23 protein-coding genes and 1 riboswitch are annotated in these 24,201 nt (G+C 43.8%); of the genes, 10 read left to right on the forward strand and 13 right to left on the reverse strand.

Annotated elements, in window-relative coordinates; all coding sequences use genetic code 11:
* Positions 1-684, reverse strand: a 684-nt coding sequence (locus tag ciss_RS07605) for an MFS transporter (RefSeq protein ID WP_143298510.1), incomplete at its 3' end; no start/stop codon positions are given.
* A gap of 403 nt (positions 685-1,087) precedes the next feature.
* Here ciss_RS07605 and yedE point away from each other — a divergent pair.
* The 5 genes from yedE (at position 1,088) to ciss_RS07630 (ending at position 4,046) form a co-directional block, all read left to right on the forward strand.
* Positions 1,088-2,182 carry a YedE family putative selenium transporter gene (gene yedE / locus ciss_RS07610; RefSeq protein ID WP_075865680.1) on the forward strand — a complete coding sequence of 365 codons (1,095 nt, stop codon included), beginning with the start codon at positions 1,088-1,090 and terminating at the stop codon, positions 2,180-2,182.
* 14 nt (positions 2,183-2,196) lie between these two features.
* The gene (locus ciss_RS07615) at positions 2,197-2,403 is read left to right on the forward strand and encodes a sulfurtransferase TusA family protein (RefSeq protein ID WP_075865681.1); all 207 of its coding nucleotides are present in this window, start codon (positions 2,197-2,199) and stop codon (positions 2,401-2,403) included.
* 2 nt (positions 2,404-2,405) lie between these two features.
* Positions 2,406-2,645 (forward strand): putative Se/S carrier protein, encoded by a 240-nt coding sequence (locus ciss_RS07620; RefSeq protein WP_075865682.1) that lies wholly within the window; start codon positions 2,406-2,408, stop codon positions 2,643-2,645.
* 60 nt (positions 2,646-2,705) lie between these two features.
* Positions 2,706-3,275 carry a uroporphyrinogen decarboxylase/cobalamine-independent methonine synthase family protein gene (locus ciss_RS07625; RefSeq protein ID WP_075865683.1) on the forward strand — a complete coding sequence of 190 codons (570 nt, stop codon included), beginning with the start codon at positions 2,706-2,708 and terminating at the stop codon, positions 3,273-3,275.
* 75 nt (positions 3,276-3,350) lie between these two features.
* Positions 3,351-4,046, forward strand: a complete 696-nt coding sequence (locus tag ciss_RS07630; protein WP_075865684.1) for an HAD family hydrolase — start codon at positions 3,351-3,353, stop codon at positions 4,044-4,046.
* A gap of 50 nt (positions 4,047-4,096) precedes the next feature.
* On the opposite strand, the gene ciss_RS07635 is transcribed toward ciss_RS07630, so the two are convergent.
* On the reverse strand, positions 4,097-5,491 hold the full coding sequence (locus tag ciss_RS07635; protein ID WP_075865685.1) for a glucose-6-phosphate isomerase: 1,395 nt from the start codon (positions 5,489-5,491) through the stop codon (positions 4,097-4,099).
* Positions 5,492-5,602: 111 nt separating this feature from the next.
* Here ciss_RS07635 and ciss_RS07640 point away from each other — a divergent pair, with 111 nt between their 5' ends.
* From ciss_RS07640 to ciss_RS07650, 3 genes are all read left to right on the forward strand, one after another.
* Entirely contained in the window at positions 5,603-6,823 is a 1,221-nt protein-coding gene (locus ciss_RS07640; RefSeq protein WP_075865686.1) for an MFS transporter, read from the forward strand.
* A 107-nt stretch (positions 6,824-6,930) separates the two neighbouring features.
* Positions 6,931-7,623 (forward strand): DUF134 domain-containing protein, encoded by a 693-nt coding sequence (locus ciss_RS13330; protein WP_075865687.1) that lies wholly within the window; start codon positions 6,931-6,933, stop codon positions 7,621-7,623.
* 130 nt (positions 7,624-7,753) lie between these two features.
* Positions 7,754-8,023, forward strand: coding sequence for a putative Se/S carrier protein (locus tag ciss_RS07650; protein WP_075865688.1), 270 nt, complete (start codon positions 7,754-7,756; stop codon positions 8,021-8,023).
* 42 nt (positions 8,024-8,065) lie between these two features.
* Here the strand turns inward: ciss_RS07650 and ciss_RS07655 are convergent, their stop codons facing one another.
* From ciss_RS07655 to ciss_RS07675, 5 genes are all read right to left on the reverse strand, one after another.
* Positions 8,066-9,442, reverse strand: a complete 1,377-nt coding sequence (locus ciss_RS07655; protein WP_075865689.1) for a NapC/NirT family cytochrome c — start codon at positions 9,440-9,442, stop codon at positions 8,066-8,068.
* A gap of 147 nt (positions 9,443-9,589) precedes the next feature.
* A complete protein-coding gene (locus tag ciss_RS07660) occupies positions 9,590-11,305 on the reverse strand; it encodes an SH3 domain-containing protein (protein ID WP_075865690.1) in 1,716 nt (571 codons plus the stop codon).
* 362 nt (positions 11,306-11,667) lie between these two features.
* Positions 11,668-12,294 (reverse strand): thiamine diphosphokinase, encoded by a 627-nt coding sequence (locus ciss_RS07665; protein WP_075865691.1) that lies wholly within the window; start codon positions 12,292-12,294, stop codon positions 11,668-11,670.
* Complete coding sequence (thiT, locus tag ciss_RS07670; RefSeq protein ID WP_075865692.1) at positions 12,295-12,810, reverse strand: energy-coupled thiamine transporter ThiT; 516 nt, start codon at positions 12,808-12,810, stop codon at positions 12,295-12,297. It lies immediately after the preceding gene.
* A gap of 70 nt (positions 12,811-12,880) precedes the next feature.
* Positions 12,881-12,988, reverse strand: a riboswitch (TPP riboswitch).
* A 24-nt stretch (positions 12,989-13,012) separates the two neighbouring features.
* A complete protein-coding gene (locus ciss_RS07675; RefSeq protein ID WP_075865739.1) occupies positions 13,013-14,305 on the reverse strand; it encodes a DEAD/DEAH box helicase in 1,293 nt (430 codons plus the stop codon).
* A gap of 237 nt (positions 14,306-14,542) precedes the next feature.
* Between ciss_RS07675 and ciss_RS07680 the strand changes: the two genes are divergently transcribed.
* Both ciss_RS07680 and ciss_RS07685 read left to right on the forward strand, forming a co-directional pair.
* Positions 14,543-15,517: a 4Fe-4S binding protein gene (locus ciss_RS07680; protein WP_166504003.1), complete on the forward strand. Its 975-nt coding sequence runs from the start codon at positions 14,543-14,545 to the stop codon at positions 15,515-15,517.
* A gap of 13 nt (positions 15,518-15,530) precedes the next feature.
* Positions 15,531-16,238 carry a class I SAM-dependent methyltransferase gene (locus ciss_RS07685; protein WP_075865693.1) on the forward strand — a complete coding sequence of 236 codons (708 nt, stop codon included), beginning with the start codon at positions 15,531-15,533 and terminating at the stop codon, positions 16,236-16,238.
* Between the two features lie 40 nt (positions 16,239-16,278).
* Here ciss_RS07685 and ciss_RS07690 read toward each other — a convergent pair whose 3' ends face one another.
* The 6 genes from ciss_RS07690 to ciss_RS07715 form a co-directional block, all read right to left on the reverse strand.
* Positions 16,279-16,902 (reverse strand): hypothetical protein, encoded by a 624-nt coding sequence (locus ciss_RS07690; RefSeq protein WP_075865694.1) that lies wholly within the window; start codon positions 16,900-16,902, stop codon positions 16,279-16,281.
* Between the two features lie 169 nt (positions 16,903-17,071).
* A complete protein-coding gene (locus tag ciss_RS07695) occupies positions 17,072-17,431 on the reverse strand; it encodes a hypothetical protein (RefSeq protein WP_143298514.1) in 360 nt (119 codons plus the stop codon).
* A 112-nt stretch (positions 17,432-17,543) separates the two neighbouring features.
* Positions 17,544-20,234, reverse strand: coding sequence for a cytochrome c3 family protein (locus tag ciss_RS07700; RefSeq protein ID WP_075865696.1), 2,691 nt, complete (start codon positions 20,232-20,234; stop codon positions 17,544-17,546).
* 269 nt (positions 20,235-20,503) lie between these two features.
* Positions 20,504-20,890: a hypothetical protein gene (locus ciss_RS07705; protein ID WP_075865697.1), complete on the reverse strand. Its 387-nt coding sequence runs from the start codon at positions 20,888-20,890 to the stop codon at positions 20,504-20,506.
* 77 nt (positions 20,891-20,967) lie between these two features.
* Entirely contained in the window at positions 20,968-21,423 is a 456-nt protein-coding gene (locus tag ciss_RS07710; protein ID WP_075865698.1) for a hypothetical protein, read from the reverse strand.
* A gap of 75 nt (positions 21,424-21,498) precedes the next feature.
* Positions 21,499-24,150 (reverse strand): cytochrome c3 family protein, encoded by a 2,652-nt coding sequence (locus ciss_RS07715; RefSeq protein WP_075865699.1) that lies wholly within the window; start codon positions 24,148-24,150, stop codon positions 21,499-21,501.
* Positions 24,151-24,201 lie beyond the last annotated feature (51 nt).

Below are 24,201 nucleotides of genomic sequence, written 5' to 3' on the forward strand. Positions count from 1 at the left end.
CTTCATTCCCGAAAAGACAGGTGACTCTTCAATTTTCCAGCGCAGATACAACGATACAAAAACCAAAATTAAAGAAAGAATAAACGGTATCCGCCAGCCCCAGGCCGCCATAGCTTCCTTGCCCAACATAAAATTCAAAAGAAGTATGACAGCATTTGCTACAACCACAGCTAATGGTGCCGCTGCCGAAGTCCAGCTACCATAATAACCTCTTTTTTCTTGAGGAACATATTCAGCAACCAATGAAGCTGCACCACCCCAGGCACCACCTATAGATAACCCTTGAATTACTCGCATTAAAAAGACTAAGACTGATGCTGTAACCCCAATTTGAGCATATCCTGGAAAAATACCTATCAAAGCCGTTGCTGAGCCCATTAAGAGTATAGCTGTCATAAACGTTGCCTTACGCCCAATACGATCACCCATGGCTCCAAATAGTATAGCCCCAAGCGGTCGAATAAAAAGACCTACGGCAAACGCCATAAATGCTGTTAATGTCTGGGCTATTGGATCTCCTTTGGGAAAATAAACAGCTGCCAAATACGTTGCCATAAAACCGTAAATAAAGAAATCGTACCATTCAATCATAGTACCAATTGTGGAAGTAGCTACTACTCGGTTAATCAAACTTTGCGTAATTGCCGGTGGGCTAATAATTTCATTTTTTGCTTCCAAGGCCATTTTTCAATCCCCCCAAAAAATATTTTAGGTTTAATTCTGATGAGGTGATAATTTTACTCTTTAAACCCACACCCCCTTTTTTAAGACTTCTGACTAAGATTTTAAAAAATATTTTAAATTAAAGGCATTTTTTCCGTTAAATATCGAAATTCACCATCGAAGTGCTTTTTTTATGATTTTATTATGTATTTTCAATGCTGGTAATTTTAGGTTAACGGTTTAACGCTGTTTTTAACCGTTGACCAAAAAAAAAATAAACCCTCTGATTAACGCAGAGAGTTTACAGGTTTAGAATACCTACTCTTTGTAGTTATTCCAAAATTTTATGCATTATATTAAAGGAATTTATCGGTTTTTGGCGTATATATTTTAGCGAATAAAAATTTAAAAAAGGAGGAGGAATATGCAGAAAAAGTACTACTGGCTTACTTTTTTGGGAGGCTTGATAATTGGAGGGCTTGCTTTACTGCTTTCCAAGTACGGCAACCCGGCCAACATGGGAGTTTGTGTTGCGTGTTTCCTCCGGGATTTTACCGGTGCCCTTGGATTGCACGCCAACGCTAAAACCCAGTACTTGCGTCCGGAAATTTTAGGTTTTGTGCTGGGATCTTTCCTTCTTGCAAAGACTAACCGGGAGTTTAATCCTGTGGGCGGCTCCGCTCCGGTAATCCGGCTTTTGCTCGGTATTATTGCTATGTGGGGCATGCTCGTTTTCCTGGGCTGCCCCTTAAGGGCAGCTATTCGTCTGGGAGCCGGTGACTTTAACGCCATCCCCGGTATCTTAGGACTTATCGCCGGAGTTTGGACCGGCACCTTATTTATCAGGCAAAACTTTACCCTCGGACGGGCAACTAAAGTTCCCCGAACCCAGGGTTATGCCTTTCCCTTGTTGTTCCTGGCTTTAACTGTACTTGTTCTCACATTCCCCACCTTGTTTTTGGCAAGTAAAGAAGGCCCAGGAGCCTCCCATGCTCCGGTACTAATCTCCCTCATTGCCGGATTAGCGATTGGTGGGCTTGCTCAAAAATTCAGGCTCTGCATGGTTGGAGGAATCCGGGATTTTATCTTGTTTAAAAATTACCGTCTCCTCCTATCCTTTGCGGGAGTTGTGTTATCAGTATTTGCAGGTAGCCTTTACTTGGGTACCTTTAAACCCGGATTTACCAATCAACCGTTAGCCCACACCGAAACCTTATGGAACTTCCTCGGTTTGTATGTGGCCGGCTGGGCCGCAGTGCTTTTAGGGGGCTGCCCATTGCGGCAGTTAATTTTAACCGGTGAAGGCAATACCGATGCGGCCATAACAGTAGTAGGTCTTATGCTGGGAGCGGCTTTAGCCCATAATTTTGGTATCGCCGCTTCCCCCAAAGGGGTTACTGCTGCCGGAGTTACCGGGATTATTATTGCTCTGGCGGTACTATTAACGGTAAGCATAGCTTTTAGCGAAAAACTACGCACCGTCTTTGGCTTTTCCAAATCCAGTACCAAAACCGCCTAAAAAGGAGGGATTCAATGAAAACGGTGGATGTCCGGGGACTTTTATGTCCGGAACCGGTTTATATCGTCCGGGAACATTTAAGTTCAGGTACCGACCCGGTAACGGTTCTTTGCGAAAAACATTCCCGGGAAAATCTTTTATGGCTTGGAGAAAACTTAGGCTGGCAAGCCGAAGTAGAGGATCTTTTAGATGAGGTTCGGATTATTTTCCGCAAGGGTTAGCCATGACTTACTCAGTAATCCTTTTTGATAACCTCTACCAGGTTTTATGTACAAAAAAGCTTTTAGAAAACCTGGGAATTAAATACGAAATACTGCCGGTTCCCTTCGAGTTAAAAGCCGATTGCGGTAGCTGTATTTTTGTAAAAAACTTAACGATAAATGAACTTGAAGTACTTCTTAACAGTCACAATATCATTTATAGCAGCATTGAAACTTATCATGTTAAAAAAGAAATTTTTTAAGGGCGAGAATTTTCGCCCTTTTTTTATTAAAATAGAAAATAAATGCCAGGAGGTTTTAAAATGTTAAAATTTCCGCCGTTCGCCACTACCGCCATGGGAATTATGCCCCATACTAATATTGATGAGGCAATTTCTCTTGCCTTATCACTGGACATTCCCTTTTTCCCGGAACTGCCCAAATTAAGCTTTTACGAAGACATGTACGCTCAAGCCTCGCAAAATTTTCCCGGAATTATCATTGACATGGAAAAAGAAAAAATTTTCCTGGACACCGAGGTATTTTTCGCCGAATTATTAAACTTTCTCGAAAAAGCCGAAGAAAATCCCGAAGTTTTTGACCTTACTCATCCCTACTCCTTAACCTACGAAAAATTTTTAGAAAAAGATTTAAAAGCTTATCCCGGAGTACGCGGCCAGTTAATCGGCCCCATTAGCTACGGCTTGAAAATTGCCGATAAAAACCTCACCCCCATCCTTTATAATGATGAGGTAAAAGAGTTTCTCTTTTACTTTTTAGCCAGAAAAGCCAACATTATGTACCAAAAGTTACGGCAAAAAAACAACCAGGCGTTCATCTGGTTTGATGAGCCTGGCCTCGATGCCGATACCCTGGTAACCCGCACCTTCTAAATCACAATGAAGTAAGAGATAAGCTAAGAAATTACTTTTTGTGATAAAATACCCATTAGGGAGGGAGAAGGAGAGATGGCTTTCATCCTTTTTGACCTGGACGGAACCTTGCTTCCTTTAAATCTTGACTATTTTTTAAAGCTTTATATTCAGGAAGTAAAAAGTTACGTCAAGGGTAAGTTTGACCCCGATCTTACTGTTAAGGCTATTTTAAAAGCTACCGAAGAAATGGTGAGGAACACCGGAGAAAAGCTAAATAGCGAAGTTTTCTGGGAGTCTTTTGACCGAATTTACCCGGGTACCGCCAATCTTCGCTGTGTTTTTGAAGATTTTTACCGCACATCTTTTAAAAACATTGGCAATTATTTTAAACCCCACCCCCTGGCAAGACCCATGATACGCTATCTTTATAAAAAGGGCCATACATTAGTTCTGGCTACCAACGCCCTTTTCCCTAAAAGTGCCATCATCGAAAGGCTTTACTGGGCAAATTTATCCCCTAAATATTTCCGTTTTATTACCCATTACGACAATATGCACTACTGCAAGCCAAATCCCAACTACTACAAGGAAATTTTAGAAAAAATTAAAGCCCGGCCCGCTGACTGCCTGATGGTAGGTAACGACTCTACCGAAGATTTAGTAGCAAAAGAGCTGGGAATTAAAACTTTTCTTTTAAAAGATTACGAGGTAAAAAGAGAAAATCCCCGCATGCCCGATTACGCCGGGGATTTTTACGAGTTGTACCGGTTTATAAGAGAAAATTTTTAATTCGGGTAACTCCCTTTTTGGAGGTTTGGAAAATTAGAAGTTGGATTTGGTTATTTAAGAATGTATTTGGGGTCTTTTTGGACCTTCAAGACTTCCTGCCGTTTTTCTTCAAACCCTTCCCGACCTAAAAGGGCATAGGTAGCCTTCTTCCCTTCCTCCACCCCGGGCTGGTCAAAAGCATTAATGTCAAGATATTCTCCCATAAAGGCAATTTTAGCCTCTAAGAAATAGAGAAACTCGCCCACCGTATAGGGATTTACCTCCGGGAAAATTACGGTATAGTTTGGTCTTCTCGCTTTCAAGAGAGCAAATTCGGTGGCTTTTTTCTCCGCTATAATCAGCTCGTTTAAAGTATGCCCACCCAAAAACTTTAGTTCAGCATACTGCGGAAAATCCGGAGGAATCACCACCGTATTCCGGTAACGTTCTACTTCCAAGAAAATCAGGAGTTTATCAAAGGGCCCTTCGGTATAAAGCTGGACCTGAGAATGCTGGTCAGTAACCCCCAGGGCTTTAACCGGGGTTTGTCCTACAAAAACCTCTTCTCCCCGGCGGTTTAACCTTTTCCCGATACTCTCCCCGAGTAATTGAGCATACCAGTCGGCCATATATTTTAAGCTGTCGGCATACGGCATCATTACCGCCATATTTTTTCCCCGCTCCAAGAGTAAAACGTGAATGGCAGCCGCCAGACCCGCCGGGTTTTCCCAGAGGTTTTCCCGTTCGCACCTTTCCGCCATCTCCCGGGCTCCTGCTAAAAGTTCCCGGATATTAATACCCGTAACCGCTGCCGGCAAAAGTCCTACAGGGGTGAGTTCGGAAAAACGTCCGCCTACATTAGAAGGAATGGCAAAGGTTTTTACCCCAAGTTCCCGGGCCAAAGCCCGCAAGTTACCTTTTTCCGGGTCGGTGGTAAAAATAAGATGGTCGGTAAAACGTTCCCCAACTTTTTTCTTTAAAAGCTCCGTAACTATTAATAACTGGGATAAGGTTTCGGCTGTAGCCCCCGATTTGGTAATAACGTTAAATACGGTCTTTTCCGGTTCAATTACTTTTAAAAGCGAAGCCATCCGCTCGGGATCAATGTTATCTTCCACGTAAAATTTAGGTCCTCCCCGAAGCTCCTCAGGAAGCTCATTATAGCGTAAATTGTTTAAAGCGGTATGTACCGCCAGCGGCCCTAAAGCCGAACCGCCAATCCCCAGGACTACAAAGTACTTAAACTTTTCCCGGATCTCCCGGGCAGTTTTTTCAATTTCGGCTACTTCTTCTTCCGGAAGGTATGGCAGGTGAAAAAAGCCAAGTTCATTTTTTTCTTTTTTTTCGCGCAAGTTTAAAAAGGCTTTTGTAAACTTATCTTCAAAATTATCTATGTCCCGTTCAACTAATTTTTCATTTTGCAAAAGGGGATGAAAAACGTTATTAAAATCAATTTTTAGTGCCAAATCTTACCCCTCCATTAATTATTAATGTTACACCAAGATTATTTTACCCCAATTATTTGGCATTTTAAAGAAATTACATGCTAAAATAGTGATAGGAAAAGAGGGATTTAAATGGCCAAAGATTTATCAATTAAACTTGGAACTTTTTCCGCTCTTTCCCACAAAAATTACCGATTGTTTTTTTTCGGTCAGGCTTTATCTTTAATCGGTACCTGGATGCAGTCGGTAGCCTTATCCTGGCTTACCTTAGAGCTTACCCGCTCCCCCTTTCTTCTGGGGATACTGTCCGCCATGCAGTTTGCACCGATGACTTTTTTGTCGGTAGTTGGTGGGGTGGTTGCCGACCGTTTTCCAAAAAGGTCCATCCTTTTAATCACCCAATCCTTTATGATGGTTCTCTCCGGGCTTTTAGCCGGCCTCACCTACTTAAATTTAGTAAGTTACTGGCATCTTTTACTTATCGCTTTTGGCCTGGGAGTTGCCAACAGTTTTGATATGCCCACCCGGCAGTCCTTTGTTATCGATTTAGTCGGATCCGAAGACTTAACCAACGCCATCGCCTTAAACTCAACCATATTTAACTTAGCCCGGCTTTTGGGTCCGGGATTGGCCGGTTTAGTCTTAGCCAAATACGGTTCCGCTACCTGTTTCTTTATCAATACTTTAAGCTTTTTAGCTGTTCTTACCGGACTATTTTTGATGGATAATCTGCCAGTACAAAGAAAAAGCTCTTCTTTTTCCCTTAAAGAAGATTTACAGGAAGGGTTTCGCTACCTTATTAAACATAAGACTTTACTCAAGGCTATTTTAACTGTTTCCGCATTAAGCATTTTTGCTATGAATTTTAGCGTTTTAATTCCCATTTTAGCCAGAATTGATTTAAAGCTTCCCGCAGAGATGTTTGGCTTTATGATGTCGTCCTTTGGCTTTGGAGCTCTTATGGGTGCCCTGTCGATGGCAACTTTCTCCAAAAGGCTCAATTTGGATAAAGTAATTAAAATTAGTGCTTTCTTAATGGCTTTCTTTCAACTGGCAATGCCCTTAGCCAAAAAACCCCTACCGGCAATGGTATTGTTATTTTTAACAGGCTATTTTACCATCGCTTTTAATTCCGGTAGCAACTCTTATCTGCAAAAAAATGTAAGTGACGCCTACCGCGGCCGGGTTATGAGTATTTATACCACCGTTTTCGCCGGCTTTGCTCCCCTGGGAAGCCTTTTTGCCGGAAGTGTCAGCCAGTATTTAAGTGCCTCCGGAACTTTTGCTGCCGGCGCAATAATAGCTTTAATTCTTATCCTGCTGATTAATTTAAGTCCGAAAAGGAAACCATAAATCCGAAAAGGATATTATGGTTTCTTTTTTTAATATTTTATTATTGACATATGTTCATTATTCCGTTATACTTAATAATGAAATTATGTTCATAAAGGAGGTGCGGCATGCCGCGTCCAACAAAATGCCGCCATGTAGGTTATTTATCACCGGTCAAGTATTTTAAGCCTGCAGGTATACCCACAACGGAACTTGCCGAAATTACCCTGACCCAGGAAGAAATGGAGGCGATAAGGCTAAAAGATCTTTTAGGCCTGGAGCAAATAGAGGCCGCAGAAAAGATGGGAATTTCCCGGCCGACTTTTCACCGGATTTTAAAAACGGCCCGGGAAAAAATCGCCCGAGCTCTTATTCTCGGCTATGCTTTAAAAATTGAAGGAGGAAGCTTTACCTATAAAAATCCAGAGGAGGAGAAAAACATGAAAATTGCTGTAGCGTCGGTTACCGGAAAGGATGTCAGCGCTCATTTTGGTAGCGCTCCCAAATTTGTTATTTTTACCGTGGAAGACGGAAAAATTGTGGGAAGTGAAATCTTGGAAAACACCTTCCACGGCCCCCATCACCATCATCCACCCCATCACCACCACGAACACGGCCACGGCCACGGTGGAAGCCACGCCCGGATTCTCGAAGCTTTTGCCGGGGTAAAGGTGGTAATTTCGGGCGGTATGGGCTGGCGGATGCAGGAAGACTTAAAAGCCCACGGCATAACCCCGGTTTTAACTACGGAAAAGGATGCCCAGAGGGCCGTGGAAAAATATTTAGAAGGTACCCTCGAGACCTTTGAGGGGAGCTGTTAAAAAGTTTTTCGCGATGGACGGGAATGGCAAATATAACAAAAGTTTGAAACATTATTCCAAAATGTTATTTCCTATTTTCTGTTGCTTTATATATAATAATGTATAGAACCAAGAACAAGAAGGGGTATTAATGCGTGAGCTGGTCTTTTTAACTTTCCCGTCCATCCATCATCTCCTGCAATTGGAAGATATTTTGAAAGAAAAATCTTTTAAATTCCAGATGATTCCTCTACCGCGGGAAATTCGTTCCGACTGCGGAACATGCCTCTTAATTGAAAAAGAAGCAGTGGAAAACATCCTTATTTTGGCCCAAAAGCAAGGAATTCCGGTAGAAGGAGTTTATCCGGTTACCGATGAAAAAAAAATCCGATTTTACCAAAGACTTTTATCTTTGATGTAAAAGGGGCTTACTCCAACCAGAGGAGTAAGCCCCTTTTAACTTTTATTGATGGCACTTGCTACAGAACTTAGACCGGTCATGGCAGGTAACACACAGTTCAGAGCCATACTGTCCCACTGCTAATCCATGACGTGTTAACCAATTTTCTGTATGTCCAATCTTGCTATGGCAACTGTTGCAGGTGGTTTTATTAGTATGACAGGTGTTGCATTTTGCCGGATTTTTGGCGTATTCGCTGCTGTGTTTGGCAAAAAATCCCGAAGCATGGGTGTAATTATTATGGCAACTGCTACATTCGGTTTTGCTGTGGCAGGTATAGCAAGTAGTGCTTCCCCTGGTTAAAGCTGTAGCTCCATGGGTTGTAGTCTTAAAGCTACTGCTATGGGGCATCGGTACCTTATGGCAGCTGTCGCAGGTTGATTTAGTATGACAGGATCCATAACAGCTACTTGTTCCTTTTGCCAGCACCGTCTTACCATGGGTTGAAAGCCACTTCGCCGGGTGAGGCATCTCTACTTTATGACAATTGCTGCATTCGGTCTTGGTATGGCAGGAGTAACAATCGACGTTTTTATTTTGCAGGGTAAACTTACCGTGATCCTTAGTCCATGTAGTAGGATGGGGGATTTCCACCTTGTGGCAACTAATACAGGTTTGTGCCTTACCACCTTCCACCGGTTTTTCGTGACAAGTATTGCATACCTTTACATCGGAAACCTTATGGTTTTGGGCCCAGCCTGTCGGGTGCGGCATTGCTACACCATTGTGGCAGGCATTACAGTATTTTTCCTGTCCCAAATCCCCGGTATGACAGGTAGTACAAGAAGCCAAATCTTTTTTGGCTTCCGTCCCATGAGCTGCAATCCACTTAGCATCATGGGTCTGCGGCTTCATAGTTGCCCTATCCTGATGGCAGCTTTCACATTTGGTTGGGCCCTTTTTCTCCTGGTGGCAATCAAGGCAATCCTGCATTTTCAGGGTCTTGGGAGTACCATGTACTAAATCGCCATGACAGGTTACACATTCTAAATCATTTTTACCAGCGTGCAACTCATGGCTAAAAGTAATAGCTGTCGGCCCGGAAAGCTCATTTAATTTATGGCAGGATTCACACCGCCTATTTGGAACTTCCCCCTTGCCTTTAATTTCTTCGGGTTCAGGTTTTTGGGTTAGTTCCACTGCTACCTGTTTAAGCCCGCCAAGTTTTACTTTCATAAGTCCCACAAAGCCCGGATCCCGGTGGCAGGCCATACAGTCGCTTTCAGCATGATTTGACTTCTCCCAGGCCGCTACATACGGCTTCATCGAATGGCAGGTGTTGCAAAACTCCGGCTTACTGGTTTCGTGAATGGCAACCGGAGTTACCACCGCTAAAATTACCGCCGCAATAACTATTATCCAGACTAACCTCTTTTGCATCGTCTCACCCCCTTTCTCCCATTTAATTCGACATTTCTTGGCAAAAATCCTTTAATGCCAACTCATTTTCAGGGGTTTAACGTAAAATGCACCCAAAGAAAAGAGGGGCTGTTAACCCCTCTCTTTATCCTTCTCTATCTGCCGGACTTACTTGAGATAAGACTTTAAGACATAGCCGGTATAAGTTTTGGACCCGACCTTTACCTGGACTTTATAGTAGCTGCCCGACGCACTTACATAAGTTACTTTAGTGCCCGCCTTCAGGGTAGTTAATTTCTTGGCTTTGGTAGATGCTGTCTGGTAGAGATAAGTGGTCTTGGTTACCGTATAGGTCTTAACCGCCGGAGTTGTGGCAATTTTTCTGGCCCCGTAGAGGATCGGGTCCCCTTTGTAACCAAGAGCTTTCCAATCAAGGATGCCCCGGTTGCTGTGGCAGCTGGTACAGGAGAGCGCCTGGCTTGCGGGCTTTACTTCATGGTACAAGCCCATGTACCGCTCGGCATATACCCACTTAACCGGACTTACCAAATCCACGCCAAACCATTCTTTATAACCCCTTGTAATTCCACCCAAGGCATCACCGGTCATAAAGACGTAGCCAGCTTTAGCCGGGAAGAACTTTCCGGTGACCGGGTCGAGGGGCAGCTTAGCGTAATGGTAGCGGAAGGGATAAATCTTGGCCTTGGGATCGTTTATTGAGCCAACCGGTGCAAATAAAGTTACGTAATCGGGTTTGGTTGTTTTATTAGGAGCATACTTGTTATCTTTATTAAATACCGCCGGTACATCGGTTTGCTGGCCATAGGAAATGCCGTTCCACCACAGGTAAACCGGCTTTAAGTTTTGTCCCCGTTCAATCTTGGGTTCATAAAGGGCTTTGGCTGCCGAATATTCCGCTTCCGACCAATCCCGGAAAATATCTGTCGATTTGGTAATAGCGTATTCAGTAACGTGACAGGTGGTGCAGTCAATGCTCTTTACGTGGTTATTCAAGGTAGCCCCCAGGGGACCTTTATGAACCGAAGCAGTATGGCAGTTTTCACACCGGACGTTGTAGTTTAACTCGTTGGTCCGTAAATCCACTCCCCTACCGGCAATCTTATGGTTTTCGGTCTTATGGCAGCTAATGCATTTTACCCCCTTGCCCATGTGAACATCAACTTTCGCCGGATCGGTCATGTGGGTCGATTCCAGATCCCCGCGTTTATTATTATCGCCTCCACCGGCAAAGGCATGGCACTGGAGGCAGTTTTTATTATCCGGGGTTTTGGTAATCGTTTTTAAGGCAGCAGTAATATCAACTGTTCCTGCTGGAACGTTCGCTTTTTTCACATAGGCAATATCAATTACCGCCGTATTGGGAAGGAAGTAGAACTTGCCATCCTGCCCGTAAACTACAGCCTTTAAGTTTCTGTTGTACTTGGAATAATCGGCGTGGCAGAGCAAGCAATCCACATTTTCCTTATCTTTTTCCTCATCAATTTTGTCCGGACGAGCCCCCATACCAATATGGCACTGAACACAGCCCCCGTTTACATCAACTCCGTTTTTATTGGTTAAAATACCAATAAAGTTAATGTCCGGGGTAATGCAGAAATCGTTTAAACCCCCGAGTTTCCCTACCGGCTTATCGGCGGGCCAGGGTTTACCGGCAGCATCAATCAGGTTTACCGGTTTGCTCTGCCAGGTATAGTGGTCCGAGTGAATCACATCGTTTACCTGCTTGGGGTGGCAGGGTAAACAGGACTTGGACCCCTCATACTTTTGAATAAACATCGAGTGGTCCATGGCTGCCAGGGCGGTACCGCTAAAAAGAAGTACAAACGCCGCCAGCAAGATAAAGATTAAGCTTTTCCTCCTCATCACATCACCTCTCCTTTGGTTTTTATTAATACCGGAGAGGGCAAGGCGATAAATAAGCCTTACTTATCGCCCAGCACCTCCCGGGATTAATCGCTGTAAGAGGTCTTTAACTTGCACCATTTTTCTTTTATATGCTTTTTTCGACTTTTTTTTGTATTTCCCTGCTTATAGTGGTATAAATTTTATTTATATTCATAAAATGTTTAAAACTCTTTTTCTCTTGACATTACGCTATTTTTAGTAGATATTTTTTAGAAAAATTACTTTCCTTTTTAATAAAAAGCCTTAATAAAAAAACTTACCATTAGCCGGTAAGTTTTTTTATAATAATCGTTTATAATTAGCTTAGACCAATTCCCGCCTCAATTTTTTTCTTTAGCGTACATTTGCAGAACAATTAACTTTCCCTTCTCCCAAAAAACTTTAACCGTTTCAGTTAGAAACTCATTGGAAATTCCCAGAGTAGTCCCCCCGGATAACTTAGCTCCCACAATGGAATATTTGGCCCCTTCAATGGTCAGACCGGTAACTTCTCCGGTAAGGGAAATAACCGAAAATAACTGTCCCGGTTTCCCTCTTAAAGTAAGGGGATTTTTATTTAGATAACCGATAAAATCGTGACCATACCAGGTAACGGGGCAGCTACATCTACCAAGGAGCATTAAATTGGCAAAAAAATGGTCGCTTCGTCCCCCGGAGCCTCCTACCACTACAATCCCGGAAGCATCCAGCTCCTGAGCTTTTTGCACCGCTGCTTCCAAATCGGTAAAATCTTTTTCGGCAGGGTAAATGTTAAGCCTAACCCCTTTTCTTTTAAACTCCTCTAACAGGCTTTTCGGTAGCGAGTCCATATCCCCCAGTAAAAGATCGGGTATGACCTCCGGGGGCAAAAGCCTTGCCCCACCATCAGCCACTATTAAATAATCCTCCGGGGTTAAATCCGGTAAAAAACCGGGGGCCTCACCCCCGGCAAAAATTATAACCCGCATTTACGTCACCTTCCGCAAGCGCTCAAAGATTTTCAGGAAATAAACCGCCCCCAGGGTTAAAATTAATTCCGGCAGCAGGTAACTACCGTTATAAATCGCCGAATAAACCCAGGGGTTCTGGCCTTCTGGGGCATAACTTGCAAAAAACACCGCCCCGGATATGAGGTGAGCCAAAAACCGCCCGGCAATTGCCAGTACTACACCGGGATAAGGCGACTTTTTGGCAAAAAGTCCCGCCAGGCCAAGGGCCCCAAAAGCCACCGGATAATCCAAAAGAAACTGCACCGGATGGACGAAATACGGTTCAATTAAATACTGTAACAAACCGTACAAGACCCCCACCAGTACCCCCGGTAAAAACCCTTCGGTATAAGCAAAATAAACTACCGGCAGCATGGATAAGAGCGTTACCGAACCACCCTGGGGCATTTGCCAGATTTTAATGAAGCTTAAAACCACGGCAAGAGCTAAAGCAAGTCCCCCGCGGGTCACCACCCGCAAGTCTAAACCTTTCATTGAACACCCTCCTTTTCCCCGGCCACCAGACAAAAAAGCCCGCCTCCGGCAAAGCGGAAAACGGGCTTATCTTTCCTTTTCCCCACTTTCCCTACGCCGGTATTACCCGGATCAGGTTCAAAGGGTTGGGAGAACTCTCCCTCTCAGCCGGCTTTACCCGGCACCCCCAGTGGCCGTTAGTATTTTTTTACAATTATAACCGCTAAAAATCATTCTGTAAAGACTGATTTTCTAAAAGAAACAAAGTTGCCCCTAAAAGCTGGTCCGACTCGTCCTCTTCTAAAAGCTTGGCCGCCATTTCCAGATAGGAAGCCGGTACCCCTTTGTTAATGGTATCCCGAATTTTTTTCGCAATTTTTTTAAACCGGGCTTCTTCCAGATCCACCGGCTCCGGCAGTCTTTCCCGCTTTAAACGTTTATTGATGGCTTCTTCTATGGCTTTTAAAAGCTTTTTTTCCCGGTAGGTAATCAGGGTAATGGCCTTTCCTTCCCTGCCCGCCCGGCCGGTGCGCCCAATGCGGTGGATATAGCTTTCCGGGTTCTGGGGAATGTCGAAATTGATCACGTGGGAAACATCGGGAATGTCAAGCCCCCGGGCGGCCACGTCGGTAGCCACCAGAAGTTCGGTTTTCCCGGCTTTAAAGCTTTTAATGGTCTGAGTGCGTTCCCGCTGGCTCATATCCCCGTGCAATCCTTTAGCGGCATAACCCCGGAAATTTAATTGTTCTACCACTTCGTCCACCCGTTTTTTTGTCCGGCAGAAAACTATAGCCTGGGTGGGCAACTCGCTGTTTAAGATCCGGGCAAGTCCCTCGATTTTTTCCGCTTCCGGAAGCTCGTAATATACCTGGCGAATCGCCGGTACGGTTTTTTCCTTGCCCACCAGTTTAACCGTTTTATACTCCCCTAAAAACTTTTTAATTATGGTTTTTATCGGAGCCGGCAACGTGGCCGAGAAAAGCAAGGTTTGCTGGCGGTTGGTTAGATTGTTTAAAATAGCTTCAATATCATCGATAAAGCCCATATCCAGCATTTCATCGGCTTCGTCCAGGATAACGGTTTTGATCTCGGTCATCGGAAAAGTCTTCCGGCCGATGTGGTCTAAGATTCGTCCCGGGGTTCCCACAATCACTTCTACCCCCTGGCGAAGTCCCCGGATTTGCCTTTCAATAGCCTGGCCGCCGTAAACCGCCAGCGCCCGGACTTTAAGGTATTTTCCGAGTTTGGCCACTTCATCGGCCACCTGCAGGGCGAGCTCCCGGGTCGGAGTAACGATTAACACCTGCCCTTTCTTCCCCCGCTGAATTCTTTGTAACACCGGTAAGAGATAAGCGGCGGTTTTTCCGGTTCCGGTAGGAGCCTGACCCACCAGGTTATGTCCTTCTAAAATAAGGGGAATGGCCTCCTTTTGAATGGGAGTAGGCTGCTCATATCCCAGTTCATCTACCGCCTTTAAAAGCGGTAAGTTTAATCCCAATTTTTTAAATTCTTCCATAAAAACTCTCCTTTTTTCTTTCCTTTTTTTATTTATAATCTGGGCAAAATTGCTGGAATTATGCTTATAAAACATAAAAAGCCTTTCTGCAGGTTGGCAGAAAGGCTTGCCTTTTCTTGCCTCATGTATTATAAACCATTTTTTTCCGCAATGCAAGGATTATTTTTATTTGTGAGAATTGTCACGGAAAAGTTTTTACCTTTATTTTATAATGCAAAGAAAAGGAGGGGCTTAGCTTTGCTGCGAAAGTTTAGCCAGTATTACTATCTTTTCTTTTTTTCTGCAGCCGGTTTTTTCTTTTACAGGGCAGTCACTTTATTCCCCACCGAAGGGGTTTCGGCGTTAAAATACCGTTTTCCTTCAATTGAAGGCTTCCTTCCTATTTCCGCCCTGGTAGCTTTAAAAAGCTATTTATTTACCGGAATTTTTGACCCGGTTCACCCGGCAGGCCTTACGATTTTAATTTTAATTATTCTGAGCGCTTTTCTCTTTAAGCGCGGATTTTGCAGCCATATCTGTCCTATCGGTACCGTCTCGGAACTTCTGTACCGTTTGCGGAAAAAAATAATCCCCGGAGATTTAATAATCCCCACCTGGCTCGGTTATTTCCTCGCCAGCACTAAGTATCTTATCGCTTTGTTCTTTATTAAAGTAATTTTAATTGACATGCCTTATGATGCCGCCTGGCAGTTTGTCCATTCACCCTACAATGCGGTTGCCGATATCAAAATGCTGAAATTCTTTTTAAATCCTTCCGCCTTAACCGTAAAAGTACTTTTAGTTTTAATAATTTTATCCCTTACTTTTCCTCAATTCTGGTGCCGGTTTCTCTGTCCTTATGGAGCATTCATGAATATTTTTGCTTTTTTCTCGCCCCTGACTTTAAAAAGAAATAACGAAAGCTGTATTTCCTGTAAAAAATGCGATAAAATATGTCCCGGTAATTTAAAGATTTCGACCCAAAATGCCATCACCTCTCCCGAATGTACGTTATGCTATAGCTGCGTTGAAGTCTGTCCGGTAAAAAACACCTTGTCTATTGGCAGTAGAATTGGAAAATTTACCTTAACCCCTTTTCAGTATTCGTTACTGCTTTTGGGCTTTTTTATTGGCGGCATGATTATTGCCAAGCTTACCGGACACTGGCATTCCACAGTATTACCGGAACTCTGGCAGGCTTATTACCCTCTGGTCGATATGCTTTCCCACTGAGGAGGAAGGATGGATGGGTTTTTCGCTATTAAACCGGTATTACGACCTCTTGTTTCCGGCTAATATAACGGTAGTAAATAGTTTAGAAAAGCTTTTTACCCCGGCAAAAAAACTTCTGGACGCGGGCTGCGGTACCGGTAATTACGCCCTCTCTTTGGCCGAAAGAGGTTTTGAAGTAACGGGGATAGACATAAACCCGGAATTTATCATGCAGGCACAGGAAAAAGCCAGGGGTAAAAACAATGTTAAATTTTTAATTTCCGACCTTACTGCTTTTCACTTAGAGAAATCTTTTGAAGGTATTTTTTGTATCGGCAACACTTTACCAGTTTTAGGAGAAGAAGGAATTAAAAAAGCCCTGGCAAACTTTTTTAAACATTTACTACCCGGAGGTCTTTTAGCAGGTCAAACGGTTAACTTTGCCTTATTTTTAAAAACCGGAACTTTTCCCTTCCCCGAAAAAAAGCTTTTGGACCTGGATTTAATTTTCCGCCGGCGGTACGAACTTTTTGGCGAGTTGGTGCGGTTCACTCTTGAACTTGTTTTCCTGCAAAAAGGAGAAATTTACACCGAGCAGATGTTTTTATATCCGGTTACGGTGGAAAAGTTAAAAACCTTTTTGGAAGATGCCGGCTTTCGGGAAATCGGCTTTTACCGGGATTTCTCCCTTATACCCTATGATCCCGAAGGTCGGGATTTAGTGTTTACTGCGCGAAAATAGCCAAAAACCCCGCCTTCTCGGGCGGGGTTTTCTTGATTTTCTATTGCTGATTTAACGCTTCCTTTTGCGCCTGGTGCATTTCTTTCATGGCCTTGATCTGGTCTTTGATCTGGGTAAGCTGTTCAGGGGTTAAATTAGCATCGGCAAAGCTTTCCATTGCCATCGCCTCATCGGTTTTTAAGATAAGATCTAAAATATCCTCATAAACGTTTTCTATTTCACTGGGCACCCGAACGATTTCCCAGCCCTTTGTTTCCGGGTTTTGGCGTAAGATGGCAATACCAACAACAGCCATTTCGTTGGGCTGGTTTTCCAGTTGGATGACCCGCACATGGCCAACGGCCGCAAACTCGCCTTTCCTTTCCGCCGGAAATACTTTCACAAGACGCGACTTGGCAATCTTGACCTGCTTAACCATATCTTCCATGTCTTTTTCGGAAATAGCAGCTTTCGATGCCGGAGTCATAAGTTGATACGCCGGCTGCCAGCGGCCTTTCTCCAAAAGGGCATAAAAGGAAACAGCCGTATCTTCCGGAGTTGCGGTTTTAACCAGTATTCCCGTTTCTTTATCCACAAACGCCCCGGGTCCGGCGCCAATCGCCCCTCCCAGAGTCACTAACAGTATAAACTGTAATAAAAACGCTACCACTAAAAAACGCTGCATTTCTTTCCCTCCCGCAGTAGTTTATGGATATTTTCTCTCATGTCATATATTCTCTTTAAATCCCCTTTTTCCTTCTTTTAAAATTTCATCTTTAAACTCTGCGGGAATATATTATAAGATATTTCACCTCATTTCTTCCGGAGTTAAATTTTATAATTTGGCATCAAGTTTAAAAATGCAGGTCTACTACCTTCCATTTTTCCTCTTCTTTTTTCAATTTTACAAAAACAATCAAACTATCTTTCCCTAAAAATTGTACCAGTATGTACTCCCCTTCTTTTTTAACTGCTCTGGCTTTTATATCAACTATCGCTTCTCCAAATCCTTTTAACCTCTCGGGAGCAAAGGTTCCCGGATCATCAGGTATACCGGTATACTGCAATGCTTTTTTAATATGACCGTTTTTTAAGTTTTTTATAAACCTTTCGGAAACCTCCCTGGGCTCTTTGGGATAGGTAACGACAAAAACTTTTTGAATTAATACATTGGAAAATTTATCTATGTGTTCGAAAGGGGTTGCTGAAACCAAAGAACACCCCCCAGTAAACATTAATAAAAAAAATATTACCAAAAAACTGAGCTTGCGCACCAGTCATCCTCCTTAAAATAACCGGGGGAGCTGCTCTCCCCCGGTTTTAAACTTATCTTAAACCCGGAACGTTATTGGTAATGGAGTACGGATAACTAAAGCTTGCTCTAAAGGCGTGGGAGCGGATATCATAATTGCCCGCACTTTTTGCCGTATACGGCATGTATTTTGCCAGGTCAAGGGCACTGTCGTGGCACTGGGCGCAGGTTGCCCCGGCCGAAAGTTTTAACATATTGTTGGCATTGGGTTTACTGTGACTGCTGTGGCAGGTAATGCAGGATACGGTGTCAAACATCTTGGTTTGGTAAAAATCGATATACTGCTGGTGGTGTCCAGAACTGGTGTTGTCCGCCCAGAAGTTGCTGCTGCCGCCGGTTTGAATATCCCATCTTTCATTTGTTCCGCGTTTATAGTAATAAGTTCCGCTGGATACTGAACCATAATAATAGGTTAAACTTAAGTTTCCTTCATAACCGAACATTTTGTAGTATACCATTAAAGATACTCCAGGTTTATAACCGTAAATATAATCTTTACCGTTGTATCTGGCATCGGTAAATCCATAAGATTTCCCCCGGCCGTGGCAGCTGCCGCAGAGATCGTTTTGCTGCCGGATAGTTAATCGCGCCGGATTTTTAATGTTATCCTGGCTGGGAGCTTTAACGTGGTTGCTACCCGGACCATGGCAGGCTTCACAGGTAACCCCGGGGTCGGCAAATTGAGCCTGGGCATCAAATTCGCCATTCCACCCTGTAGTATGGCAGCCGATACAGGACGAAGAAAAGTTTTTGGACCCTAATGTATCCGAGTCATATTTTACCCATCCCTGTGCAATTCCCCGGTATCCAGCGTTAAACTGGGTCTTTGGTCCTGTCACTACTTTAAGGGTACCGCTTTCGCTGTATACATATCTCTGCTTCCACTTGGACCCCATGGCATACTTGAAGTCCCAGGGGAACTTATTAAGACCATTTGTTCCGCTACTGTACATTGTAGACTGCTCCCATTTTTCGATGGCTTCGGGCAGGATGTTATATACGACCCAGCGGTTGGTACCTAAGTATATTGCATTTACCGGCATGATCTTCTTGGGATGGAGGATTTGTTCTTTCCATTTGGCATATTTGACCGGATCATAAGTAACCGTGAAGGTCGAACCATCGTATCTCACTTCCACTTCTAACGGCTGGTAGTCTGCCGTTCCCGGTAATGCTTTTTTCATCGCCGCCGACTGGCTCGGGTGGCAGTCAAAGCACTTTGCGGCTCCTACGTATTGGGCAGTGGTGCTGGTGAACAGCCCATCGCCGGTCCCGGGATTTACCCCCACATTTTGGGCAGTATTGCTGTTGTACCCTTCCGCAGCAAAACCTTTCCGGTGGCAGGTTTCACAGGTCCCCATATTGGGAGCTCGCTTCAGGGCTGACGAGCCGGCAATTTCTGTAAGGCTCTGGCCGCTCCAGTAGCTATTGGTTAAAGTCCTGCTCCAGTAGTTTTCGGAGGTACCGTGAGCCACGTGGCAGGTAAGGCAGGTCATAATTTTCCGGGTACTGCTTTGTTCTTCATAAACCATGTTGGTTAACGGCAGGTACTGCTCAAACTCGTCAATCTTAAACCCTACCTGGTGGCGGTACGCTTCGGTGTACTGGCCGTTTAAATTATCCGAAGAACCATTGGGCTCACCATCACCATCGGCATCAAAGTTTTCGGTATTGTAGTCGGTATGGCAGGCCCCGCAAAAGCTGTTTATTCCGCTCTTGTGCTGAACTTTTTCATCCCCAGTTATTCCAAGGTAATTTTCAATTGACATGGTAACTTTTAATGCGGGATAAAAGTAAACTTTTATCTGGCTTGTATCGGCATTAGCCGGAAAGTCGGCAGAATTTAAGGAAACAATATAGGTAAAACCTTGAGTTCCATTTAATTCATAATCTTTGCCTTCCACTAGCTTCTTATTGTTGTACCAGACCTGCGTGCCCTTATTATAGGGATAACTCCTGAGCCACTGGTATTTGTTATTCTGTGCATCTCTGGTATACCAGTAGTGGTTGTTTTCATCATAAACCACGTTCATGCTGCTTTTATAATTTACAAAGCTGTAGTTATTAACGTTAGGATTTAAAATCCGGGCATTGCCCGCAAGTCCGTGAGGACTGTGGCAGGATTCGCAGCCAAAGGTAATATCCCAGGCTTTGACATTGGTCTTGTCTTCGGTGCTGTTCCCTTCATAGTTGCCGGTAATATTACCGCCCGGTGCTGCAAACACGTTGACCGCGCCGGTTACGTTGTGATTGGACAGGGAGCCTTCACTGCCGGTCCCAAACATTCCGCCAAAAGTGGGTTTACCGGTGGTACCGATGTAACCCTCTTCGACGTTATAGGTTGTTCCAATGGTACCATCGTGGCAGGCCATGCAGGTGTCGTAGACACTACCCCACTGCAAAAGGGTCTGCCCTACGGCAGTGTGGGTAGCGTGGCACGCGGCACAGGCATCGGTATTTCTGGAGTAATTGCTGTGAATGCGGTAATTGGCAGGATTGGTTTCATTGGGGAGATAAATTTCATTGGGATAATAAGTCTTATTGGCATCGCTGCCTTCATATAAAAATTTTTTTACCGTTGGGGCATAGTGGCCTTTAGAATCACTGCCGGTGGCCCCGGCCAAAAGTTGAGCCGCCAGCGCTGACGCGGTAGATGCTAATAGGAAAAGCGCCACCAGCATCAGGATCAATAATGTTCTACGCATACCTTCCCTCCTTTGCTTTTTCCGGCGCCCTTATTAACCCAACCCTCCTTTCCCGGGCTAATTGCCGGAATAGTTTATACCTATTATTTATATTTATTCCAATATTTCCATTTTCCTCCTTTTTGCAGATTAAAATTTTTCGCAAGTTTCGCTATAAATATACAGTGTAATTTGCGAAATGTCGAAACTCCGCGAAAGCAAAAAGGCTGCCCCTTGGGACAGCCTCACGTCTTCTTGACACTGTTGTTCTTTTTTACATTGATGCCAATTTACCGGACACTTACCACTTTCCACCCGCCCCATTCCCGGACCAAACCTATTTCTACCGTATAGACTACGTCTCCCTGGGAAACTCCCCGCTTGAACTCCCGATAAAAGAAGTTCCTGCAAAATTCTGGGAAAGTAGGCTTAAAGGCAAATCCTTTTCTTTCCATCTCATGGACAAAGCTATCCAGAGAAGTTAATTTTTCCTGAGGTATTTCCGCTTTTATCGTCCGGGAAAGAAAGGTATAAGCAGTTTTCGTATCCCCCTTAGATAGTGCCCCTTCAAATCTGGAAAATACCACATCGGGCTTTTCCCAGACCCGAAAGCCGTAGGCAAGGACTCCCAAAATAATTAATAAAATTAAAATCACTGCTCCAATTTTTTTGGCCAATAAAAATCCCTCCCCGGATATATTTTCGACCCAGAGGAGGGATTTTCCTGCTTCTATGAAAAAAGCCAAAAGGCTTTTTATTCGGTTTCGGGTGCACTTGGATCATAAGGACTTATAGAAACAACAACAAATTTACCCTCATTTTTTATAATACATATAGCAAATTTTTCGTTTTTGTCGTTTATATTTTCTAACAAGTAATAACTTTCGTTAACATCACTTTTTAACTTACTTATCTTAAAAGTTTTACCTCCCCCCATATTAAGGACTGCCTTTGCGTAATTTTCATCTTCTCCTAAAAGATATTTTTTTACTTTCAAAATACTATTGTCTTTAAGTGCTTTTGCAAAAGCTTTAGCTAACTCTTCTTCAGAAGTAGGATATGAATTAGTTAGCTTTTTAATTTCACTTGACATTTTGTTTATAAAACCGTTATTAATAATTTTTTCCATGGGTGTATTTTCTAAGAGTGAACACCCATTTATAAGTCCGGCTATTATAACAATTAATACTACGTATATAAAACGCTTCAATTTTTACACTCCCTTGCTTCACAAATTTAGAGAAAGGCAAGGCCAAGACATTGGCCTTGCCTTTTAAAGAATTCATTACGGCAGTAAGGTATTATTTTTAGCATAAGTTGATTCATTAACAGTACCCATATCATCAAACAGGTGATACGCGGTTGAGTAATAACCAATAAACTTCCCAGCATCTTCTCTGGTAAATACCGGAACATTGCCAGTAGCCGTTGCAGCATCGTGACAACTCATACATAGTGAGTTAACCGGTAGTTTAAGCTGCCATTCATACTTGTCACTGTGTGGATCATGACAGACCATGCAGTCCATCTGACCATTTCTAAAGTGCTTGGACTTAATATAGTAGCCTTGGTGTGTATTATTTGTATGACAGCTCATACAAGATTGTGCTAAGGTTGGTAGAGTTATACCCTGGACATTATCTTTTCCGCCTGAAGTATAAATTCTATATGGTCCACCAGTTCTTACGCCATAATCGTACTGTTTCCATCCGGTTATGTTCTTGCTACTTGGAGCTGCTACGTGTAAGCTTCCAGGACCATGGCAGGCTTCGCACTTGATTTGGAGCTCAACTTTTCCAGTATTGTCCGGTGCATCGAGTATATTACCTGGCGCTAACAGTAACTGCCGTAAACTTGTACTAATTTTTTCACCACCGCTATTATAATAGAACGAAGACACTGAAGCAGGTTTTTGAATTGGAGGTACTCCTAAATTAACGCTAGGATCATAGTTGGGTGCTGAAATTTCTGTAAAGTAGTAGTTGTTAACAGTGTGGCACGATGGAGCACATAGTGCTGAACCCGTATATGATACATAAACAAGTTCATATACTCCGCTTTCACTTTTCTCAAGTTCAACATACCTATAATACTTACCATCTGTATAATTATATACAGCAACATATGCAGCTTCGTCTGGTTTACCCCATAAGAGAACATCCAGAGTCGAAGTAACATCTGGAGTTCCATCATTATCAGTATCAAGCTTACTCCAAATGTTGCTATAAGGTGCTGTAGTCTTTAAGCTCGGATTTTCCATAAATACCCTTAATAATGCATCTGAACCTCTATAGGCTCTTTCGGTTACTACAGTATTTTTATCAATGTTGTAGTAAGTTGCCATATTGTTGTGATAAGTTTCTTTAATGCCTTCTGCATAAGAAGCGTGACATTCAACGCACTTAGCCGAACCTACGAACTTGGCACCAGCCTGTCCGTTATCGGTTTGAGTGGTTACGCCATGGACATCAGTTTGACCGGTATTGGCGCTGTAACCTTCAGCACCTTCTTTCTTGCCGTGGCAGGCTTCACAGGTACCCATGTTGGGAGCCCGCTTCAAGGCTGAAGAACCAGCAAGCTCGACAAACGGGTCAGTTCCCCAGAAGGAAGTATCGGTTAAAGTTGCATCCCACAAATCTTTCGAAGTACCGTGAGCATAGTGGCAGGTTAGACAGGTCATGTTACCGTTTTCAAACTTCATATTTGCCTTTGAGGCGTTGGTAAAATAGCCTGCATACATTCCTACCTGGTGCCGGTAGGCTTCGGTGTACTTACCGGTTAATTCTTCAGCTGATCCACCGGTTCTTTCTTCACCGGTATTGTAATCCAGGTTGGTGTTGTAATCGGTGTGGCAAGCGCCGCAGAAGAAGTTCAATCCACCTTTATGGGTTACTCCTTCATTGGCCTGGAGATAGTTGCTGATATTCATTTTGACGCGGACACCGGGGAAGAAGTATACTTTTAAGGTCGAGCTTGGAGCAGAGCTCAGTTTCAAAATTGTATAACCGTTGCTGTTATCAATTACATAATTAGTTAACTTGGTAGAACCATCATATACCAAGGTACCGCCGGAATACGGATATCCCTTAATCCAGGTAATCTCGTAACCAGAAGCAACTTTACCCTGATAGGTTACATAATAAACAGCATCGGCAATGTTAAGACGTACCATGTAAACTTTCTGGTTGGTGAACTTCAAAGTATAGATCGGATCGCCATTATCGTTATATACCGCGCCGTTTACATAGTTTACCCGGGCAATTTTGTTGGGATCCGGGCTTAAAATCCGGGCGTTACCACCCTGACCGTGCGGGCTGTGGCAGGATTCGCAACCAAACTCCACATCCCACATCTTGGTTGCAGAAGTTTCATGGCCAACAGCTTGAGCATCTTCATAGCTACCGGTGCTGTTGCCACCAGGAGCAGCAAAGATTTGTAAGGATCCTACCACATTGTGGCGGGATAAGGAGGTTTCAGTTCCGGTACCAAACATACCACCATAGGTCCGGGTTTGGGTGTTACCGATAAATCCTTCTTCTACGTTATAGGTGGTGCTGATGGTACCGTCGTGGCAAGCCATACAGGTGTCATACACCGAACCCCACTGCAACAAGCTTTCCCCTACAGCAGTGTGGGTAGCGTGGCAGGCTGCACAGGCATCGGTGTTCTTGCTGTAATTGCTGTGGATACGGTAGTTAGCAGGGTTTTGCTCATTGGGTAAATAAATCTCCTGTGGATAATTGGTAATACCATCGGCCTTAAAAGCCGCTGGCGAGTTCTGATAATTATACACCGTCTTGGACGTGGGTGTTGGCAGGTAGCCGCCTTTTTCACTCAGGCTGTCCGACGGTGCAATGATTTGTGCCGCCATAGCGGATGCACTGAAGGCTATTACCAGCGCCATGGTCAGCACAACGACCCATAAACCTCGCTTCATCCTCTCCTCCTCCTGTATTTACTTTATTTCTACCGGCTTAGCCTCCCCTTT

It is taken from the genome of Carboxydothermus islandicus (assembly GCF_001950325.1).
Classification (GTDB): Bacteria; Bacillota; Z-2901; order Carboxydothermales; family Carboxydothermaceae; genus Carboxydothermus; species Carboxydothermus islandicus.

Coding starts and splice junctions, on each gene's coding strand:
- ciss_RS13330 (WP_075865687.1), top strand. CDS start 6,931: ATGCCGCGTCCAACAAAATGCCGCCATGTAGGTTATTTATCACCGGTC.
- ciss_RS07665 (WP_075865691.1), bottom strand. CDS start 12,294: ATGCGGGTTATAATTTTTGCCGGGGGTGAGGCCCCCGGTTTTTTACCG.
- ciss_RS07660 (WP_075865690.1), bottom strand. CDS start 11,305: ATGAGGAGGAAAAGCTTAATCTTTATCTTGCTGGCGGCGTTTGTACTT.
- ciss_RS07715 (WP_075865699.1), bottom strand. CDS start 24,150: ATGAAGCGAGGTTTATGGGTCGTTGTGCTGACCATGGCGCTGGTAATA.
- ciss_RS07690 (WP_075865694.1), bottom strand. CDS start 16,902: ATGCAGCGTTTTTTAGTGGTAGCGTTTTTATTACAGTTTATACTGTTA.
- ciss_RS07650 (WP_075865688.1), top strand. CDS start 7,754: ATGCGTGAGCTGGTCTTTTTAACTTTCCCGTCCATCCATCATCTCCTG.
- ciss_RS07615 (WP_075865681.1), top strand. CDS start 2,197: ATGAAAACGGTGGATGTCCGGGGACTTTTATGTCCGGAACCGGTTTAT.
- ciss_RS07675 (WP_075865739.1), bottom strand. CDS start 14,305: ATGGAAGAATTTAAAAAATTGGGATTAAACTTACCGCTTTTAAAGGCG.
- ciss_RS07630 (WP_075865684.1), top strand. CDS start 3,351: ATGGCTTTCATCCTTTTTGACCTGGACGGAACCTTGCTTCCTTTAAAT.
- ciss_RS07655 (WP_075865689.1), bottom strand. CDS start 9,442: ATGCAAAAGAGGTTAGTCTGGATAATAGTTATTGCGGCGGTAATTTTA.
- ciss_RS07685 (WP_075865693.1), top strand. CDS start 15,531: ATGGGTTTTTCGCTATTAAACCGGTATTACGACCTCTTGTTTCCGGCT.
- thiT (WP_075865692.1), bottom strand. CDS start 12,810: ATGAAAGGTTTAGACTTGCGGGTGGTGACCCGCGGGGGACTTGCTTTA.
- ciss_RS07640 (WP_075865686.1), top strand. CDS start 5,603: ATGGCCAAAGATTTATCAATTAAACTTGGAACTTTTTCCGCTCTTTCC.
- ciss_RS07620 (WP_075865682.1), top strand. CDS start 2,406: ATGACTTACTCAGTAATCCTTTTTGATAACCTCTACCAGGTTTTATGT.
- yedE (WP_075865680.1), top strand. CDS start 1,088: ATGCAGAAAAAGTACTACTGGCTTACTTTTTTGGGAGGCTTGATAATT.
- ciss_RS07625 (WP_075865683.1), top strand. CDS start 2,706: ATGTTAAAATTTCCGCCGTTCGCCACTACCGCCATGGGAATTATGCCC.
- ciss_RS07700 (WP_075865696.1), bottom strand. CDS start 20,234: ATGCGTAGAACATTATTGATCCTGATGCTGGTGGCGCTTTTCCTATTA.